The 17,663-nt window shown below is 61.6% G+C and carries 16 protein-coding genes; 5 read left to right on the forward strand and 11 right to left on the reverse strand.

Going from position 1 to position 17,663, the window contains the following annotated elements:
* Nucleotides 1-88 precede the first annotated feature (88 nt).
* The 6 genes from METH_RS22395 to METH_RS22425 all read right to left on the reverse strand — a co-directional run bounded on the left by METH_RS22395 (nt 89) and on the right by METH_RS22425 (nt 5,053).
* A complete protein-coding gene (locus METH_RS22395) occupies nt 89-1,333 on the reverse strand; it encodes an MFS transporter (protein WP_024092601.1) in 1,245 nt (414 codons plus the stop codon).
* A 228-nt stretch (nt 1,334-1,561) separates the two neighbouring features.
* Nucleotides 1,562-2,164 carry a cytochrome c biogenesis CcdA family protein gene (locus METH_RS22400; RefSeq protein ID WP_024092602.1) on the reverse strand — a complete coding sequence of 201 codons (603 nt, stop codon included), beginning with the start codon at nt 2,162-2,164 and terminating at the stop codon, nt 1,562-1,564.
* A 136-nt stretch (nt 2,165-2,300) separates the two neighbouring features.
* On the reverse strand, nt 2,301-3,725 hold the full coding sequence (gene merA, locus METH_RS22405; RefSeq protein ID WP_024092604.1) for a mercury(II) reductase: 1,425 nt from the start codon (nt 3,723-3,725) through the stop codon (nt 2,301-2,303).
* Between the two features lie 143 nt (nt 3,726-3,868).
* Nucleotides 3,869-4,093, reverse strand: a complete 225-nt coding sequence (gene merF, locus METH_RS22410) for a mercury resistance system transport protein MerF (RefSeq protein ID WP_024092605.1) — start codon at nt 4,091-4,093, stop codon at nt 3,869-3,871.
* 240 nt (nt 4,094-4,333) lie between these two features.
* Nucleotides 4,334-4,648 carry a heavy-metal-associated domain-containing protein gene (locus METH_RS22420; RefSeq protein WP_024092607.1) on the reverse strand — a complete coding sequence of 105 codons (315 nt, stop codon included), beginning with the start codon at nt 4,646-4,648 and terminating at the stop codon, nt 4,334-4,336.
* A gap of 12 nt (nt 4,649-4,660) precedes the next feature.
* Nucleotides 4,661-5,053 (reverse strand): mercuric transporter MerT family protein, encoded by a 393-nt coding sequence (locus METH_RS22425; protein ID WP_024092608.1) that lies wholly within the window; start codon nt 5,051-5,053, stop codon nt 4,661-4,663.
* 76 nt (nt 5,054-5,129) lie between these two features.
* Here METH_RS22425 and METH_RS22430 point away from each other — a divergent pair, with 76 nt between their 5' ends.
* Nucleotides 5,130-5,543 (forward strand): MerR family transcriptional regulator, encoded by a 414-nt coding sequence (locus METH_RS22430; protein WP_024092609.1) that lies wholly within the window; start codon nt 5,130-5,132, stop codon nt 5,541-5,543.
* Complete coding sequence (locus tag METH_RS22435) at nt 5,540-5,866, forward strand: YnfA family protein (protein ID WP_024092610.1); 327 nt, start codon at nt 5,540-5,542, stop codon at nt 5,864-5,866. Before METH_RS22430 ends, METH_RS22435 begins: the two co-directional genes overlap by 4 nt.
* 92 nt (nt 5,867-5,958) lie before the next feature.
* Here the strand turns inward: METH_RS22435 and METH_RS22440 are convergent, their stop codons facing one another.
* Genes METH_RS22440 through METH_RS22455 form a run of 4 tightly spaced genes read right to left on the reverse strand, consistent with a single transcriptional unit; the run spans nt 5,959 to nt 9,797 of the window.
* Nucleotides 5,959-6,741: an ABC transporter ATP-binding protein gene (locus METH_RS22440; RefSeq protein ID WP_024092611.1), complete on the reverse strand. Its 783-nt coding sequence runs from the start codon at nt 6,739-6,741 to the stop codon at nt 5,959-5,961.
* Entirely contained in the window at nt 6,738-7,772 is a 1,035-nt protein-coding gene (locus METH_RS22445) for a FecCD family ABC transporter permease (protein WP_024092612.1), read from the reverse strand. The genes METH_RS22440 and METH_RS22445 overlap by 4 nt, the downstream gene beginning before the upstream one ends.
* Entirely contained in the window at nt 7,762-8,808 is a 1,047-nt protein-coding gene (locus tag METH_RS22450; RefSeq protein ID WP_024092613.1) for a FecCD family ABC transporter permease, read from the reverse strand. The genes METH_RS22445 and METH_RS22450 overlap by 11 nt, the downstream gene beginning before the upstream one ends.
* The gene (locus tag METH_RS22455; protein WP_245603023.1) at nt 8,805-9,797 is read right to left on the reverse strand and encodes an ABC transporter substrate-binding protein; all 993 of its coding nucleotides are present in this window, start codon (nt 9,795-9,797) and stop codon (nt 8,805-8,807) included. Before METH_RS22455 ends, METH_RS22450 begins: the two co-directional genes overlap by 4 nt.
* 435 nt (nt 9,798-10,232) lie before the next feature.
* Here METH_RS22455 and METH_RS22460 point away from each other — a divergent pair, with 435 nt between their 5' ends.
* The 3 genes from METH_RS22460 to METH_RS22475 all read left to right on the forward strand — a co-directional run bounded on the left by METH_RS22460 (nt 10,233) and on the right by METH_RS22475 (nt 16,049).
* Nucleotides 10,233-12,257, forward strand: a complete 2,025-nt coding sequence (locus tag METH_RS22460) for a TonB-dependent receptor family protein (RefSeq protein ID WP_024092616.1) — start codon at nt 10,233-10,235, stop codon at nt 12,255-12,257.
* Between the two features lie 1,009 nt (nt 12,258-13,266).
* Nucleotides 13,267-14,976 (forward strand): ATP-binding protein, encoded by a 1,710-nt coding sequence (locus METH_RS22895; protein ID WP_024092618.1) that lies wholly within the window; start codon nt 13,267-13,269, stop codon nt 14,974-14,976.
* Nucleotides 14,967-16,049: an extracellular solute-binding protein gene (locus tag METH_RS22475; RefSeq protein WP_024092619.1), complete on the forward strand. Its 1,083-nt coding sequence runs from the start codon at nt 14,967-14,969 to the stop codon at nt 16,047-16,049. Before METH_RS22895 ends, METH_RS22475 begins: the two co-directional genes overlap by 10 nt.
* Nucleotides 16,050-16,741: 692 nt before the next feature.
* Here METH_RS22475 and METH_RS22480 read toward each other — a convergent pair.
* Complete coding sequence (locus METH_RS22480) at nt 16,742-17,653, reverse strand: LysR family transcriptional regulator (RefSeq protein WP_024092620.1); 912 nt, start codon at nt 17,651-17,653, stop codon at nt 16,742-16,744.
* Between the last annotated feature and the right edge of the window lie 10 nt (nt 17,654-17,663).

A 17,663-nucleotide genomic window follows, 5' to 3' on the forward strand; every position in this document is an offset into this window, starting at 1 on the left:
TGTCTTTGCAGCAGAATGGCTCAGCCTCTACCGAACTGATCCAAACCGTCCCTTGTCTTGAAAACAACAATGCGGTCTGGCGGAAGGGTTACAAATTCTCCTTGGTGCGCATCGGTAACAAGGCGCAGACCTGCCCCGCCGCGGAAACAGCCGACAGGAAGAACACAGCCTCCGCTCCGATAGCGCCATAGACCACCCCACCCAAAAGCGGCAAGATAAACGCCGGGGCAGTCAGCGCTTTGAAGTACCCGGAGTAGGCTGGCCGGCAGTGTTCCGGGGAAATCTCCATCAGCAGCCCGGGTACAGCGATGGTTAATCCGTTTGCGAGGGCGCCGAGCAGCAGGAATACAACCGAAAGAGCGATCAGAATTTGCGTATGCGGCATCTTCAGGAATAGCAGGGCCAGCAGAATCAAGGGGGGTGCAAGCCGCAGGATAGAGACCAGGCGCATGAGGGGAAGCTTGCCGCGCGTATCGCCCCGCCAGCCCCAGAGCAGGTTGGAAGCCAGAGCACCTGACGTTTGGGCGCCGAGAAGAAGCGCAATGTTTTCAGGATCAAGCCCCATATCCGCGGCGGCGGCCACATAGAACGGGGCCGCGATCAGCACCGCGCCACCGCTGCATTGCGCGAAGACGAACAGGCGGAAGCGGGGATCTTTCCGGAAGGCCGTGCGCCGCTCGCGGAAATTGGCCGCGAAACTCTCTGCGCCTTCCGAGATGCCCGGGCGCTCCGGCTCCCGTATTGAGACTAAGAGGACTGAAGATACCAGCATCAATGACGCCGCGATCCCGAACACAGCTGCATAGGAGACGGGGAACTCCGTGGACCTGACGAAATGACCGGCCAAGGCCGCCACTGCCAATGCGGCGAGTCCACCCCCGAAAAACCGCAGCGCCAGCAAGCGCGAGCGGCGGTTAGAGGGGACCGCGCGGGCGGCGATATCATTGCAGGGGACGCCGGCAATGCCGCTTACAAAGGCGTACAGCGTCCAGAGCGCCAGCGCCGCGGCGCCAATTGATGCCGGCCGCCATTCTGCGGCCGAGCCAAGCCAAAGTACTGTGGCCAGCAAGGCGATAGCTGCGGTCCGGCCGAGTGCTCCGGCGGCGTAGAATGGCATTGAAGCGCCGCTTCGCCCCGCGAGATAGCCGACAAAGTTCTGTGGCGTGAGCCAGCCGAGCCTCAGGATCGCGGGCACTGCGCCAACCGCAAGTGGACTCCCGGTGAGCTGGAGGATCAGCGCGGCCATGATGGTAGAACTGTCTATCGCAGCAGAACCGGCCTGAAATGCGGTCCCTGCCGCCGCCACATGCCAGAAACGCTGCCGGGGTGTCATCGCTCCGCCCAATCCGCACGGTTGGCCAGACGAATGCCCCTGAACTGTTGCAGCCGCAGCCACACCGGGAGGAAGGGGCGCGATGCGGAGGAAAATCCGGAAATTACCACGATCAATGGAAACCTCCCTTCTGCTTGCCTCAGCCTACTGTTTCCGCCAACAGGAAGGTCAATCTGCCTTCTGCTATGCAGGCTGCGCTCGCATCGGCGCCCGAAACCCCATGCCGGCTTAATACAGCCCGGCATAACGCCCAGCCTGCCAGGCAAAATAGACAGCAGCCGAGATCAGCAGCAGGCCGCCCAGGCGTTCTGCCCAACGGACAATGTGTCTGGAATGCCGGTGCTGCACAAAGCTGGCAGCGGAAGTCCCGGCGATCACCAAAGGAAGGCTGCGCGCCAGGCCGAAGACGCCCATAAGCACAGCACCCAAAAAGGGATCCGCCGTGGAAGACGCTGCAATCACGACGGGCAGCACCATTGGTGTGCAGGCAGGGCAGGTGGAAAGGCCAAACGGCAGGCCCAGTATGTAAGCTCCAAGAAAGGTCCGGGCCGACCCAGCCTCGGGACGAAGCACAGGGATACGAATGCGCAGTTTACGCCACAGCGCCAGGCCAGTAAGCGCCAGCACCGCGGCAAGCAAAGCATACACATACGCAAGAACCGCATTCAGCACGCGCATGACCGCAAGTCCAGCAAAGCCGAACAAGGCGCCAATGATGATGTCCACCGTGACAATGCCGAGCACAAAGCCAACCGACAGAACAAATCCGCGGGCGCGGCTGTTGTCCGCCTCAGACCCCGCGCCCTTTCTGGCGCCAAGCCCCGCCGCCACGGCAATCAGGGGAAACGAACTCGGGCTATGCCCATCACCAATCCGGCGAGCAGCACCAGACCGACCGCGATAAGCGATAGGCCGTCAATGTCATGCAGGAGAGCTTCAAAACCGGTCATCCGATTTGCTTCCCAATTCACCCTGCACAGCAGGAGAGCTGACCCACATCCATATCAAAGGTTTGCGCTGCGAGCTTCAGCCCCTCGACTGTGGTGAGATAGGGAAAGATCGTAGTTCCAAGTGCCTTGGCGGTCATTCCGAATTTCAAGGCCATGGCCAGAGTCTGAATGCTGTCGGAGCCTTCTGGCGCCATGATAACACCGCCCAGCAGCTGGTCTGTCCTGGCATCAGCCACCAGTTTGATCAGGCCGCGCGTGTCCCGTGCCGCAAGCGCGCGCGGCACGTTGTCGAGTGTGAGAACGCTGGTTTTTACATCATGGCCCGCGGATTGTGCTTGCGCTTCGGTCAGGCCGACGCCCGCCACCTGCGGGTCGGTGAACACAACCCAGGGCATCGTCGCGTTATCGTAAGTCTCGCTGCCGCCCAGAACCGCATTGCGGGCCGCCAGTTTCGCGCCATAGGCCGCCATGTAGACAAACTGATCGCGGTCCGTCACATCCCCAGCCGCATAGACGCCGGGGCGGCTGGTTTGCATATCCGCGCCGACAGCAATGGCCCCTCGCGTATCTGTTTCAACCCCCAGTTCCGCCAGGCCAAGCCCCTCGGTATTCGGGGTGCGCCCGGTAGTCAGGACGAGATAGTCTGCTGCCAGATCCTGCACCGCACCGTCCTTTTGCACGTTCAGAACTGCGTCGCCGCCGTCGCGGCGGCTGCCCTCATAGCTAACGCCGTCCAAAATCGTAATGCCTTCGTCGCGCAGGGTATCCGCCAGCGCCGCAGATACTTCGGGTTCGGTCTGCGGCAGCAGGCGGGAGCGGCAGGCAAGGGTCACATCGACGCCCATCCGGGACATCATCTGCGCCAACTCGACTCCAATATAGCCGCCGCCCAGAAAAATCAGGCGCTCAGGCAGATGGTCCAGCTCAAGCAGAGAGGTGCTGTCGAGGGACAGCACATCCTCAATACCCGCGATATCCGGCCGCGCGGGCCCTCCGCCCGTTGCAATGATCACCTTCGGCGCCCGGATCAGCCAGCCTCCGGCCTCGACCCCGCCCGCAACCAGCCGCGCGGGGCCTTCCTCAATATAGGTGACACCCTCGTATCCTGGGAGCAAATCGGCATATTTCTTCTGCCTCAGCGTGGCCACCAAATCATCCTTGGCCCTAATGATCGCAGCCCAGTCTGTGACTTCTGCGCTGCCTTTCAGGCCGCGAAAGCGATGCGCAGCCGTCGCGCCATGTACCGCCTCGGCGGCACGGATCATTGTTTTCGAAGGCACACAGCCCACGTTCACGCAGGTGCCGCCGATGGTGCCATGCCCGATTAGCGCCACCCGTTTGCCACCCTCGGCGGCCGTGATCGCGGCCGAGAACCCGGCCGAACCGGCCCCAATGACTGCAAGGTCATATTCCCTACTTGGCGTGCAGCAGTCGCTGTTCATTGGTCTATCCTTTCAAGACGCGCACGAGCGCCTTTGTTATGTGTTTGGGTTATGCTCCGGCGGTCTTTGCCGGCACCGGGTTGAGCCCGAAATGAGCCCGCCCCAACGGGGGGCAGCAACAATCCTCGTCACAAAATTCCGTGTCAGTTCTGCTGTGCCCGCCGCTGCCTCCGCCAGACGGCATAGGCCGTCAGGGCAAGGAAGAACGCCAGCGCGGGGAACAGAACATAGTCGATCCAGCCCAGCACCGCAGAAAGCCCCACAACGCCAAGGAGCGCTGCCAGGACTGGTGTGAAACAGCACAATGCGGCGACAAGGGTGCCCGCGATTCCAGTGGTCAGCAACTTGCGGTCAGTTTTTTCAGTCATGGTTTGTTGCTCCCAGCCAGACACTGGCCGGCCGGGCGGCCGCGGCGCACCGCACGCCGGACCAGTGTAAGAGCCGCAGCCGCCAGCCCAATGGAAATCACACCGTACCCAGTCAGCCATCCGCCCGCGGTTCCAACGAGCGCAGACAAAAAGACACCGCCGCCGCCACAGCAGATTATCACTAGCGGTGCGGCCAGGACCGCCGCAGCGAAGCCTCCCATCAGGCTGTCACGCATGGGATCAGCCTTTCTCCACTGCCGGATAGCCGGCATTTGCGGAGGCCGCCGAAATGGTTTCGGCGCTCGTTGTAGCTGTGTCAAAGACCACGGTGGCTGTCTTTGCGTCAAAATCCACCTCGACGGAGCGCACGCCGTCCACGCCTTCCATCGCGCGCTTCACCGTCACCGGGCAGAGCGCGCAGGTCATGTTTTCGACTTCGAAGGTCACGGTCTCCTCCGCAGCAAGATTTTGGGCGGCTGCGGGCATCGTCAAAGCCGCAAATTGGGCCATCCCAAGAAGGCCAAGCCCGAGAACGGCAGCGAGCAATTTCTTCATGAGATATTCCTTTCAGTAGAAGAGCGGCGCCCACAAGGTGATGGTGAGAGCTGCCACAACAAGAACCAGCGAAATCCAGAGCGCTGTCTTGGTGATGCGGGCCGAGGAGGGTTTGGCGCAGTAGGACCCCGGTTCGCAGGTGACCGGCTTGCGGAAGTAAACCTGCCGGAAGCCGGCGCCGATGAAGCCAAGCGCGATCAGGGCAAAAACCGGCTTGTAGGGTTCAAGGGCGGTCAGGTTGCCGATCCAGGCTCCCGAGATTCCGAGCGTGAGCAATACCAGCGGCCCGACGCAGCAGGCGGACGCAAAAACCGCGCCAAGCAGCCCGCCCGCGGCAAGCCAGCCTTTGCTGCTTCGGTCCACACCTGTTTCCGCTTCTCTGGTTTGCTTTTCAGCAATCCTCATATTTGTCTCCTCACAAATAGTGCTGGCACCTTGTGTAAGGCCTGTAGTAGCTACAGGGGCAAGGAGGTTCTATACGATGCCGGATCACAAAGACGCGACAGCTCTCACCCGGGGGGAGCTGGCCAAGGCAACGGGCTGCAACCTTGAAACCATCCGCTATTACGAGAAAACCGGCATGATGCCGGACCCGCCGCGCACGGCTGCGGGCCACCGCATCTACGGGCAAGCCCATGTTCAGCGCCTGCGTTTCATCCTGCGGGCCCGCGAGCTGGGCTTTGCCATTGAAGAAATCAAAGATCTGCTTGGCCTGGTCGACGGCGGCACCCAGACCTGCGGTGAGGTGAAAGCCCTGACCGAACGCCATCTCAGCGATGTACGCCGGAAAATTGCAGACCTTCGCAGAATCGAAAAAGTACTGGCCGCAACAGCTGCCCAATGTTCCGGCGAGGATGTCCCGGAGTGCCCGGTGCTGGAGGCGCTGGCATCTTGACCGGGACGTTTCTGATCTTTGCCCTGGCAGCCCTGGCGGAAATCGCCGGGTGCTTTGCCTTCTGGGCGTGGCTGCGTCTGGACCGGTCGCCGCTCTGGCTGGTGCCCGGCATCGCAAGCCTTGTGCTGTTCGCGTACCTTCTGACGCGCGCAGACAGCGCATTTGCCGGCCGGGCCTACGCCGCCTATGGCGGCGTTTATATCGCCAGTTCCATGTTCTGGATGTGGCTGGCCGAAGGCAACCGCCCCGACCGATGGGATATAACAGGAATGACGATTTGCCTGATCGGCAGCGCACTCATCCTGGTACCGTCTCGAGGTTGACTCCCGCCTCCGGGTTATCGCCACCTTGGCTGACGCATGTTGACAGCCGCCACTTGCGATGCTTGGCAAGCCAATCTCTGCTGCATGCTGAACTACTGAACCGGGCAGACCGTCTCCAGCGGCACCGGGACTGGTGTTCCGGTTACCGGGTCGGGATGGATTTCGACAGGCAGGCCATAGACCTGTTCGATCAGCTCCGCCGTAAGCACCTGCCGAGGCGCGCCATGCGCCACTACCCGGCCTGAGTTCATAACCACGATTTCATCGGCATAGCGGGCCGCCTGCGGGATGTCGTGCAGCACAGTGATGCAGCTCCGCCCCTCGCGGGCCAGGCTTCGCATCAGTCTCAACACCTCCACCTGGTGGCGGATGTCCAGCCAGCTGGTCGGCTCGTCAAACAGCATCGCCGGCGTGTCTTGGGCCAGAACCATGGCAATGAATGCCCTCTGGCGCTGCCCCCCGGACAGGGTCGCCAGCTTGCGCCCGGCGAGCTCCTCCAGCCCCATCCGGGTAATGGCACGGGCCACAAGAGCCCGGTCGGCGGCATCACCAATGCCCAGCAGGTTCTGATGCGGGGCGCGGCCATAGCCTACCAGATCAGCCACGGTGACCCCGGGCGGCACTTCATTGTCCTGCGCCAACAGGGCGAGCCGCCGGGCGAGGGCACGGGGGGACAGGCGCGCAATGTCTTCACCGCTAACGCGGATCCGCCCGCTATCCGCTTTCAGCTGCCCGGATACCGCCTTGAAAAGGGTGGACTTGCCGCAGCCATTCGGGCCAATCAGAGCAGTCAGCTTGCCCGCGTCAAAGCGCAAGCTTGCAGGGTGGAGGCGGAAAGACCGGTAGCCTGCCACGAGGTTTTCAAGCTCGATCATCCGGTGCCTCTCTGACTGCGGTTCTCTGTTACAAGAAGCCAAATGAAAAACGGCGCGCCCAGCAACGCCGTGATGATGCCGGCTGAAATCTCGACCGGCGGCGCGATGGCGCGGCCGGCGGCATCAGCGCCCGCGCAGAAGATCGCGCCGGTCAGCGCCGCGGCAGGCAGCAGCGGCCAATGGCGCCCGCCGACCAGCCGCATAGCGATATGCGGCGCCATCAGGCCGACAAAGCCGATGACCCCGACCACGCTGACGGAAATGGCGGCCAGAAGGACTGCCACGAGAAAGGCCGCTCCGCGTTCCAGCCGGTTGCGCGCCCCAAGCGCTGCCGCACGGGCGGGGCCGAGATATTGCAGGTCCAGCCGGAAGCTCAGCAGGAAAGCCAGTAAGATCAGCACAGTCAGTACCGGCGCGACAGCGGCAAGATGCGGCCAGCCGCGGCCCCACAGGCTGCCTGTCAGCCAGATCATCGGCGCTGAAAACTCAGGCCCGGTCTGGGTGACCAGCAGAAATTCAACCGCAGCATCCAGCGCAAACCCGGTTGCAATTCCGATCAGGGTCAGCCGGGCGGCATCCGTCTGTCCCCGGCTGGCCATGATCCACACCAGACCGCCAGCCGCCAACCCTCCCGCTGCTGCCGCATAGGGGGCCAAACCGCTGGCATGAGCGGGCAGGATTAACGTGCAACCAAGAACCGCAAAGGCGGCGCCTGAATTGATGCCGACGATTTTCGGGCTTGCCAGCGGATTGCGCAGCAGCGACTGGATCACCGCCCCGGAGACAGCGAGCGAAGCACCAGTAAGCGCAGCCAGAAGGGTACGGGGCAGACGCAGGTTGAGGATAATGAAATCCTGACGGGGCCCCTCAAAACCAAACAGCGTGTTCCATAGGACGCTGGCAGGGATGGGAACTGCGCCGCTGGTGAGGCCGAACAGCACGGCAGCAGTCAGTACAAGCGAGAGAAAGATCAGGGGGCAGGAAGCCCGGCGGCTGCCGAAACGGTGATAGGATAAAGGATCAGCGAGCATTGCCTGCTCCTTTGCCGCTGAGAACTGCCGCCAGAAGCCAGGGTGCGCCGATCAGGGCCACAACCACGCCTACCGGAATCTCCGCCATGCCTGGCCACAATTTCGAGAGCGCATCTGCCCAGGCCATCAGCCCGGCTCCCAGAAGTGCGGCCAGCGGCACCAGCCGGCGGTAATCCGGGCCTGCCAGGCTTTTCGCAAGATGGGGCACCACCAGTCCGGCAAACGCGATGGGGCCGGCCACGGACACGCTGACCCCGGTCAGAATGGCTGCTAAACCCGTGCCGGCGGCCAGCGTGCGGCGGGGGTCTGCGCCCAGCCCGTGACTGGCGGCCTGTCCCAGTGCCATCAGGTTAAGCCGGTGAGCCAGGGCGAAGGCTGAGCCGCCGCCTGCCACCGCGACCAGAGCCAGCCGCACCACAGCATCCATCCGCACCCCGGCGACATCGCCGACTGTCCAGCGCACGATCTGACGCGACACGTCGTCCTCCAGCGTATAGCCGAGCCGCACTGCGGCAAACCCAAGTGCGCCCACGGCAATCCCGCCCAATATCAGCCGCATCGCATCGATACGCCCGGAAAATGCCCCCGAAATGGCAAAGGTCAGAGCTGCCGCGGTAAGGGCGCAGAACGTCGCCAGCAGCGGCAATGGCACCGCCGCAAACCCGGGAGCCGCCACTCCCAGCACGATCCCCAGCGCCGCCCCCTGGTTGATTCCAAGCAGGCCCGGCGAAGCCAGGTTGTTGCGTGTCACCGCTTGCAGGAGCAGCCCGGCCACCCCGAGATTGGCGCCCAGCAGCACCGCCGACAGGGTGCGCGGCACTCGAATATCGCGCATGGTCTGTTCGGCCAGTGTCGCCTCAGCACCCCGGAACAAACCTGACAGATCGGCAAGCCCGACATCACTGCGCCCGCCTGTGGCCAGCGAAAGCCCGGTGCCTCCCGCTAAGGCTGCACATCCGGCCAGCACCCAGAATACCCGGTCCCAGCGGACCGTATGCTTTTCGCCGGCCTGAATCACACAGCGGGCCCCGTTCACTGGAGCGACTTTGCGATGGCCAGAAGATCTGCTGCGGACTGTTCGGCGGTCAGCATGCCCCGCGACCGGGACCAGAGATCGGAGGAAACATCAAAGACATTTCCATTCCGGACCGCTTCAAGCTGTTGCCAAAGTGCTTCGGACGCCCAGGCCTGATCAATCGTATCCCCCTTGGCAGGTTTGCCCAGGATCAGAATGGCGGGATCGGTTTCCGATAGCTGCTCAAGCGTTACAGTCTGGTAGAGAGCGCCGTAGGAGCTGCCCTCGGTCTCTGGCCCGGCTGCATCGAAGCCGAGAACGTCCAGCAATGTGCCGGCATAAGATTGCGGGCTGTGCAGCCAGAGCCCTCGGCTGCTTACGACCCCGAATTGCGCGGGGCGGCCATTGGCTGCGGCCGCGATTTGCTCACGTATCGCGCTCATCCGCACAGCGTGACCGGCCTGAAATGCAGCCATTTCCTCGCCCCGGCCTACCGCTTCGCCGATACGGGCAGCCTGAGACAGCACATCCTCGTATCCGCCAGTCAGGCTGTCGTAGAAGATCACCGGAGCAATCTGCTCCAGCGTGCTACGGATTGTGCCATGCCGGGCGGTGTCTGCAATGATCAGATCAGGCTGCAGCGCGGCAATCACTTCCAGGCTCGGGGTTTTGCGGGTGCCGACGCTGGTCCAGCTGTCTCCGGTCAGGTCCCGCAGCACAGGCTGGATGCGCTCCGGCTTGTTGTCATCCGCGACGCCCACCGGTTTCAACCCGGCCGCGGCCAAGGCATCGAGGAAGGAGAACTCCAGCACCACGATCCGTTGAGGCGCATCCGGTACATGTGCCGTGCCAAGCGCATGAACCACTTCACGCGCCTGAGCGGCAGCAGCGGCGAGACCAAGAACGATGGCAAGAATGAAACAGCGCATGTAACCGGGACCATAGCTCGTTTGCATATCTGGCTCGCCGGAGGGCTGGCTGATGGCTGCTGCAGTTACAGGCAAGGCCATGCGCCGTCAAAGTCTTTTTGTCAGAAATGCGATTGTTCAGAATATCCGCGGGTTCCACGGCCATTAGCAGCCTGCAAAAAAGTTTTTTTGTCAGGATTGACGGCGCGGGGGCTGCCACCTATGAGAGCCGGGACCCAGCCAAGCGGCAGTCCGTCAAGCCCGGTTGCATCAGGACCATGTGAACCGCGGCGAATACAGCCAAACAAAAGACAGAGAGACCTGCCGGCTGCCCCATGCTCACGGGTACCGGCTGGCGCAAAGAATGCGCTGATCAACTCCTGCAAGCAGTTCTTCCGGATGCGAATTTCGATCGGGACGAGGAACACGAAAATGCGAACCACTCACGCAGGAAATACTTACATACGGCCAGAGCGGTCTCTTGGCTCGCCAGTCAGCACCTTGGGACTTCTGATACTTTCAACCGCAAGCCTGGGGATGCCGGCGGCTCTGCATGCGCAGCCAGCCAATCAGACGGACGCCGAAGTCCTCGAACTGGAAGCAATAACTGTCGACGGTAGCTGGCTCGGCGATTCCACGGAAGCAGAGGTCAAGCGTTACCCGGGCGCACGTGATGTCCTGTCCGAAAAAGACCTCCATGAGCAGGCGAACCGGACGCTGGATGATGCGCTGCGCAAGGTTCCCAGCGTCCGTGTCGAGGACGAGACCGGCACCGGCGTGCTGCCCAACATCGGGATCCGCGGCCTCAACCCGCTGCGCAGTGAGCGGGTCATGATGCTGCTGGACGGTATCCCGCTGGCGCTGGCACCTTACACCGGGACCGGGCTCTCGCTGTTTCCGGCAAGCCTGGAAATGATCGCCCGGGCAGATATCGTCCGCGGCGGCGGAGCTGTCCGTTTCGGTCCGAACAACGTCAGCGGCGTTATCGACCTGATCAGCAAGCCGATCCCGCAAGAGGTTTCCGGCACCGCCAAGCAGAAATTCATCGTGGATGAACGCACCGGCAACCTTCTGAGCGACACCTACTTCCGGTGGGGCGGCTTCGTGTCCCCGGATTTCGGTCTGCAAGCGCAGGTCAACGCAATTACTGGCGACGGCGGCCGGGAGCATTCCGGAACCGATGTCCTGAACGTGATGGTTGATGGTGAGTGGCTGATTGATGACTGGAGCAGCCTGAAAGGCCGCCTGCAGTATTACGATGTGGACGCGGAACTGCCCGGGGCGCTGTCGTCGCAGGCCTACGAACAGGATCCGAGCCAATCAACGCGCCCGCATGATGCCTTTGATGCAAAAACCCTGCGCGCTTCTCTGACCTATGACCGCCAGATCGGAAGCAATGGGGAATTCCATTGGGTAAATTTCGCGCATAAATCGGACCGAACCTTCGATTTTGGCCAGCCGTTCGACCCGGACACCCCGGCAACTGACGTGGCCAGCAGCCCGCGCGAATTCACAGTCTACGGCACCGAACCGCGCTACACAAATCTGTTCCACACCGGATATGCCTCGCACAAGCTGGTGGTCGGCGCCCGGTACGTGCGCGAAGAGGTCGATTTTGCCGTCGACCGCACCAATCTCACCACCGGCACCACCACGGCCGCGCGGGACTGGTACTTCAAAACCGACGCCTATGCTGCTTACATCAGCGACACGGTTTCACTGATGAATGACCGGCTGGAGATCACCCCTGGCCTGCGCTACGAGTCTGTAGAGACCGATTTCAGCGACCGCATCAACAATACTGCGTCGGGCAACCGCACCACCGAACTCCTGCCCGGCCTGGCGGTTGGCTTCCAGGCGGCGGACAGCGTCTTCCTGTTCGCCAATGCCAACAAGTCCCTGCGCGTTCCGCAGGTGGCGCAGGTGACCCGCGGCGCGCCGGTCAGCAACGAACTGGCGTGGAACTACGAGCTGGGGATGCGCTATGAGCCAACCTCGGACATCAGCCTCAGCGCTGCGCTGTTCCGGATCGATTTCTCCGACCAGATTGAGTTCGACCGGGCCAGCCTGCAGTTCCAGAACCTGGGCGAGACCCGGCACCAGGGCGTTGAGCTGACCGCCGCGTGGCAGCCCTATACGGTGCCGGGCCTGTCGCTGAAGGCGAATTATACATTGACCGATACCGAGCAGCTTGCGGGGCAATTTGCGGGCAACGAAGTGCCTTACGCCTCGGACCATCAGTTCAATGTGACGGCTGAATACGAATTGGACAGCTGGGCCTTCGGCCTCAATGGCCATTACCGCAGCGCTGCTTTCAGTGACGCCGCCAATACCCAGGTTGAAACGGCCGATGGCTCGGCGGGCCCTCTGCCGTCTGCCTGGGTGTGGAACCTGCAGGCGTCCAAGGACCTCGGCGTTTCCAACCGGAATGTCCGCCTTACCGCAGCGATCAACAACCTCTTTGATGAGGACTATTACACCCGCGGTGTTGACGTGAGCCCCATCGGCCGAGTTGCCCAGCCGGGACGCAGCTTTGTTGTTGCCGTCCAAGCTGACTTCTGATCAGCGCTCCAGGCAAAAAACGCACCATCGCCGGCCAGGCCGCCGCTTTCCCATTGTTCGTGGAATCCGCGCCTGGCCGGCGCCTCTTGATCGGTCCCAAACTCATGTTCCCTGACGGGGAACAGTGCCGGAAATCAACCTTCGGAACTCTTGGTCGTCAGCAGCCTATTTCCAGAAGTTGATGAAGCGGCAATCAAGCTGAAGGTTGCCATTCTCACAGTGGCCATCACTGTTAACGCGATCCAGCGACGGCAGCACATTGGCGTCGCTATACGCGCCTTGTCTTTCTGGCCGCAACTGAACCTAAGCGCGGCCGCGCGATTTCGCGGTCCTTGGCAGCGGTGCGGCGCTCGCCGCGTCCCCGCCGCTTACTTGTCCCGCTTCAAAGGAAAGGCAACGATCTTGGGATCGTTGCCCATCTGCTCCGGGCGCCTCCCTGCCTCACCCTGAAAGTTCACGTTTAGGCCGAGCGTAGTGTCCGGCCGCTTAGAATTCCAGTTTGCCGGATGCTACGAAAGGCAAGAATGCCCGCGTAGTCAATGCTGCCGGTCAATGCTCCATTTTCGCTGTCCGTTCTCAGGAAATACGCAATTGCTCTCGCCGTTATTCACGTCCAATGGCTCATGCCGCGGCCGCAAGACCTCGATATTTCTCAATTTGAAAGAAGTTTGAAGGATTTAGCCGTGTCCAGCCCTGACCGGATCAGAGCCGCTTTCAGGCAGCAGGAACAGGAATTCTGGGTAAACTTTCCGATATCGGCCGGTTAATTGATCTTCAATGCTTACTTTTCAGAATGGAAATTCAGTTCTAGTCTGCCAGAAGTTGCCGCAAGGGCTTATCAAAACAACAAAACTCCGGGCCCCAAATGACAAAGCAGCGAGTCACTCGAAAATATCTCCGGCTGCGCAGCGGCATCGCCTTGGCGATCTTGCTGGCTGCCGCAGTGGCCGCATTCTGCGTAACCTTGTCCGGGCAAAGGAGCGTAGCCCAGCGGGCGGAAAACACCAGGGTGCTTGACCAGCTTCTGGTCTCACTTGCCGAACTGTCGCTGGCGTTTGATGAATTGAGGGACGAGCCGGGCAGCCAGAAGGCGCTGATCGCGCGCGGGCGCATCCGGCGAAGCGCAAGGCCCGCGGCAGACTCGCTTACAGAACTCACCGGCGCCGGCGCACTTGCTGCATTTTCGCCGCAAGCGCAGGAAATCCTGTCCCAGCCAACGCTGAACCCAGTATCCGAACTCGAAGACATCGTGTTTTTGACCGGGGTTTTGACAGACCCCGCCGGAAACCGGGACGCCGCCGCTGTTTCAAAGGCTGCGGCGCTGGCTTCGGACCTGTCCAGACGGCTGCTGCCGCTGTTCATGAAGGCCAAGGAGGCCGAGGCGCGAAGCGGCCGGATCGCGGCTGAAACGCAGCTGATTTATGCCCTGGTGGCTGTCGCCATCGGGGCAATTGGCGTGTATGTCGCCGCCCGGTTCGTGCATGTGCCAATGGAGCGCTTCATCATCAGCGCTCAGTCGGAGATCGAGGCGAGCCGGCGCAAGGCCGAAGCTGCGTCGGAGGCGAAGTCGGTGTTTCTGGCGACCATGAGCCACGAAATCCGGACTCCGCTGAACGGTGTGCTTGGCTTGGCGGAGCTGCTGAACGATACTGAGCTCGATGACAGGCAGCGGCACATGATCCGCATGATGATCATCAGCGGCAATTCCCTGCTGAGCATCATCAATGACGTCCTGGACCTGTCCAAGGCCGAGGCCGGAAAGCTGGAAATGGAGGCAGAGGCGTTTAACGTCCGCGTGCTTTGCCTGGAGGTCATCGACCTGTTTTCCGCGCGGGCCCAGAGTGCGAATATCGACCTGAATTTGAGCGAAAGCACCGATGTGAACAACTGGCACGTGCTGGGATACAGCACGGCGATCCGGCAGATTGTTGTCAACCTCATCAGCAATGCGCTGAAATTCACCGAGAACGGCTCGGTGGAAGTGAAGCTGCAGGAACTGCCGTCAGCCCAGGACGGCACACGGGTGATCCGGGTTGCCGTCAGGGACACCGGGATCGGGGTCCCGCCGGAAGCCCAGGAACGGATTTTCGAACAATTCGCGCAGGCCGATGCGACCACGACCACGCGGTTTGGCGGAACGGGGTTGGGCCTCGCCATCACAAAAAATCTCACCGAAGCGATCAGCGGCAGGATATCGCTGCAAAGCGCGGAGGGCGAAGGTTCCGAATTCACTGTGGAGTTCCCGGTCGAAAAAGTTCCGCCCCCCGCCGAAGTGCCCGAGCCCGAACCGGCCGGCGCCTCGTTCAGCAAGAAGGTGCTTGTCGCTGATGACAACCGGGTTAACCAAATAGTCGCGGGCAAGATGCTGGAGCGTTTGGGATGCACCGTTATAACCGCAGGGAATGGCGTTGAAGCAGTTGAGCTGGCCCGCAGTTGGGCACCTGATCTGGTGCTGATGGATGTTCGGATGCCGGATATGGACGGGCTCGATGCCACCCGGGCGATCCGGGCGAAGGAGCAGGAACTGGGCCTGGAGCCGGTGCCGGTCATCGGCTTGTCCGCCAACGCGATGAGCGAACAGCGTTCCGAAGGCCTGTCTGCAGGCATGAACGACTACCTTGCGAAGCCGGTCAACAAAGCGGCGCTCGCCGCTGCCTTGACCCGTCTCTGGCCGGAGGAGGCCGGCATAACCCCTGAAGGGAATGCGAAATGTGCCTGAAATCGAAGATTGCCGCAGTCGCTGCTGCCGCGGCCGCACTGGCAGCCCCGGCGTCAGCGGACCACGGTCAGGTGCGGCTGTACAACTGGAGCGGCTACATCGATCCGGAAACCGTCGAAGGTTTCCAGGAAGCCACGGGTACTGAGATCGTGCTGGACACCTATGGAGATGCCGACGAGGCCGAAGCGCGGCTGCTTGCCCGCGGCACCAACTATGACTTGGCGGTCGTTTCCTCTGAATCTGTCGGGCGCTTAACGGAGGCCGGGGCGATCCGGAAATTCAGCTTGTCTGATATTCCCAGCGCGGCCGCACTCGACCCCCAGCTGATGCAGATTTTCTTGGCATCAATGCCGCAAGCAGAAGGCTACGCCCTGCCGTACCTGTGGGGTACTACCGGGATCGCCTATGACCGCAACGCGGTGCTAAAGCGCTTGCCTGACGCACCGCTCGACAGCTGGGCACTGGTGTTCGACCCTGAAAATGCCAGCAAGCTCGCGGACTGCGGTATTACAATTGTCAATTCTGTCGAGGAAGTTGTGGCCGCCGCGCTCGCCTACCTTGGTCTGAACCCGCAATCGAAATCGGAACAGGATCTTGAGTCCGCATTCGGCGTGCTGTCCGCCATCGCGCCTTATGTCCGCTCTTTTGATTCTTATCAGTATGATGCGCTGATGGACGGCGAAGTCTGCCTGGCAGTCGCCTGGAGCACGGAAGGGCTGGCCCCACTGCTGGAGCAGGAAAGCGACAGGTATCACTACGTGATGCCGAAGGAAGGCACCAATTTATGGGCAGACCTGTTTGTTATCCCGAGCGATGCCAGCAACCTTGATGCATCGAACCAATTGGTGAATCACGTACTCCAACCGGAGGAGATGGCACGGGCGACGCTTTTCACCAATGCCACCAACAGCGTGCTGGCCGCGCGCGCAGAGATCGGCGATCCCAGTTACGAAATTCCTGCGCTGACTCTGCCGCAAGAAACCCGCGACAGGCTCTATTTCGTCAAACCCCGCAGTGGCGAGGAAAAACGCGGCCTCGACCACCGCTGGAGGCTGCTTCAGATCGGGCTGTAGCGGCATCGGGCGTCAGCGCAGTGCGCTGAGAATCTTCACAGAAGCGAACATGGCCTCGGCGGCGCTGGCCCGCCGTACAGGCCTTTGGCATCAAGGTTCCCGGAGGCAATAAAGCTGCCGTTGGAACGAACGCAGCGAAAGGTCGCTTCGTCCGCACTGTGTGAGTTCACCGGCTCCAGAACCTCGCGGCCGCAGCGAACGGCAGAAACGGCGGGCTGCACCGCAGCACAAAACTTCGGCTGGCTACGTCACACGGCCGAGTTTGCAAAGGGCGCTTCCTGCGCTTCTCTGACCTTCGAGCGGGGTGCAGCATCGTCCTGGCAAGCTGAGCTCGCCTAGAGGTCCGCTCTCGGGAAGACTGGCGGGATCCTTCGCGCCTGCAGCGAAGGCATCGCTGCGCTTCGTGCGAATGGCCGAATTGGGCTGGCTCGAGCCGGTCATAGTGGGCCTGGGGCAGGCTCGTGTTGGTTTTTGGCGCTGCGGTGCCGCAAGGCAGCAGTGAGCCCATTTTATCTACCGAGCAGATGCAGCATACTGCGTGTGAAGCAACAATACGTGAGAAGGGACGGCCCAATCCAGACCTTCGTTGATCGGTTCAATGCCGCAGTGAAACTTCACAAAACCGGTCCTTAGCTGCAGGTTCGAGGTTAGCGCAGCGATTGGCCTCAGTAATCTGAACAACGAGATTGACACTACTTTGCAATCGCGCCCGCCTTCGGTGCTGCCTGAGGGGATTCCTTGGAATTCCAGTCGAGAACCCATTCCTGAAAGCTTATCATAGCCGGTGTGGGAGGTTTGTGAGCAGGGTATGTCAGCCAGTAGCGGCCGGTTTCTATCTGAACGGGAAATGGTGCGACTAGCCGCCCAGTCTCCAATCTCTCGGCAAACATTGCCGGGGAAAGCAGCGCAACTCCCGCCCCATTCTCGGATATGTCTGCCATGGCGATGGAGCTGTCAAATATCGGGTCGCACAGGTTGGGGCAGGCTGTACCGGCTTTATCAAACCATGCGGGCCACTCATCCGCCCGATAGGAACGCAAGAGAACGTGTCCGTGCAGGTCGGCAGGCTTCTGCAGATATTCTGCTAGCCGTGGAGAGCAAAGCGGCGTCAACGGTGCTTCCATAAGAGGAACGGTCTCCATCCCGCTCCAGCGCCCGGCGCCGAAACGGATTGCCATATCCAAGCCTTCCTTGGAAATATCCACCCGGTTGTTGTTGGTCCAGATGCGGAGGTCGATCCCTGGGTGGGCGCTGCGAAAGGCAGCCAGTTGCGGCATCAGCCACCCGACGGCAAAGGTCGTGACAACCCCCACATGCAGCGTCTCCTGGTACCGTCCGTCCAGAAAACCATCGAGAACCCGCCCAACCCGGTCGAGGCTGTCATTGATCACGGGGAACAATGCCATGGCCTCATCCGTCAGGAGCAGGCCCTTTGGCGTCCGGGTGAAAAGCTGCACTCCAAGCAGGTCTTCCAGCCCTTTGATCTGATGGCTCACAGCTGCCTGGCTGACCCGCAGTTCAATAGCCGCTTGGGTGAAACTCCCCTGCCGCGCAGCGACCTCGAAGGCGCGTAAGGCATTCAAAGGCAAGTTGGGACGGTCCATGCGGTGGCTT

Origin of the sequence: Leisingera methylohalidivorans DSM 14336 (genome assembly GCF_000511355.1) — a bacterium.
Classification (GTDB): Bacteria; Pseudomonadota; Alphaproteobacteria; order Rhodobacterales; family Rhodobacteraceae; genus Leisingera; species Leisingera methylohalidivorans.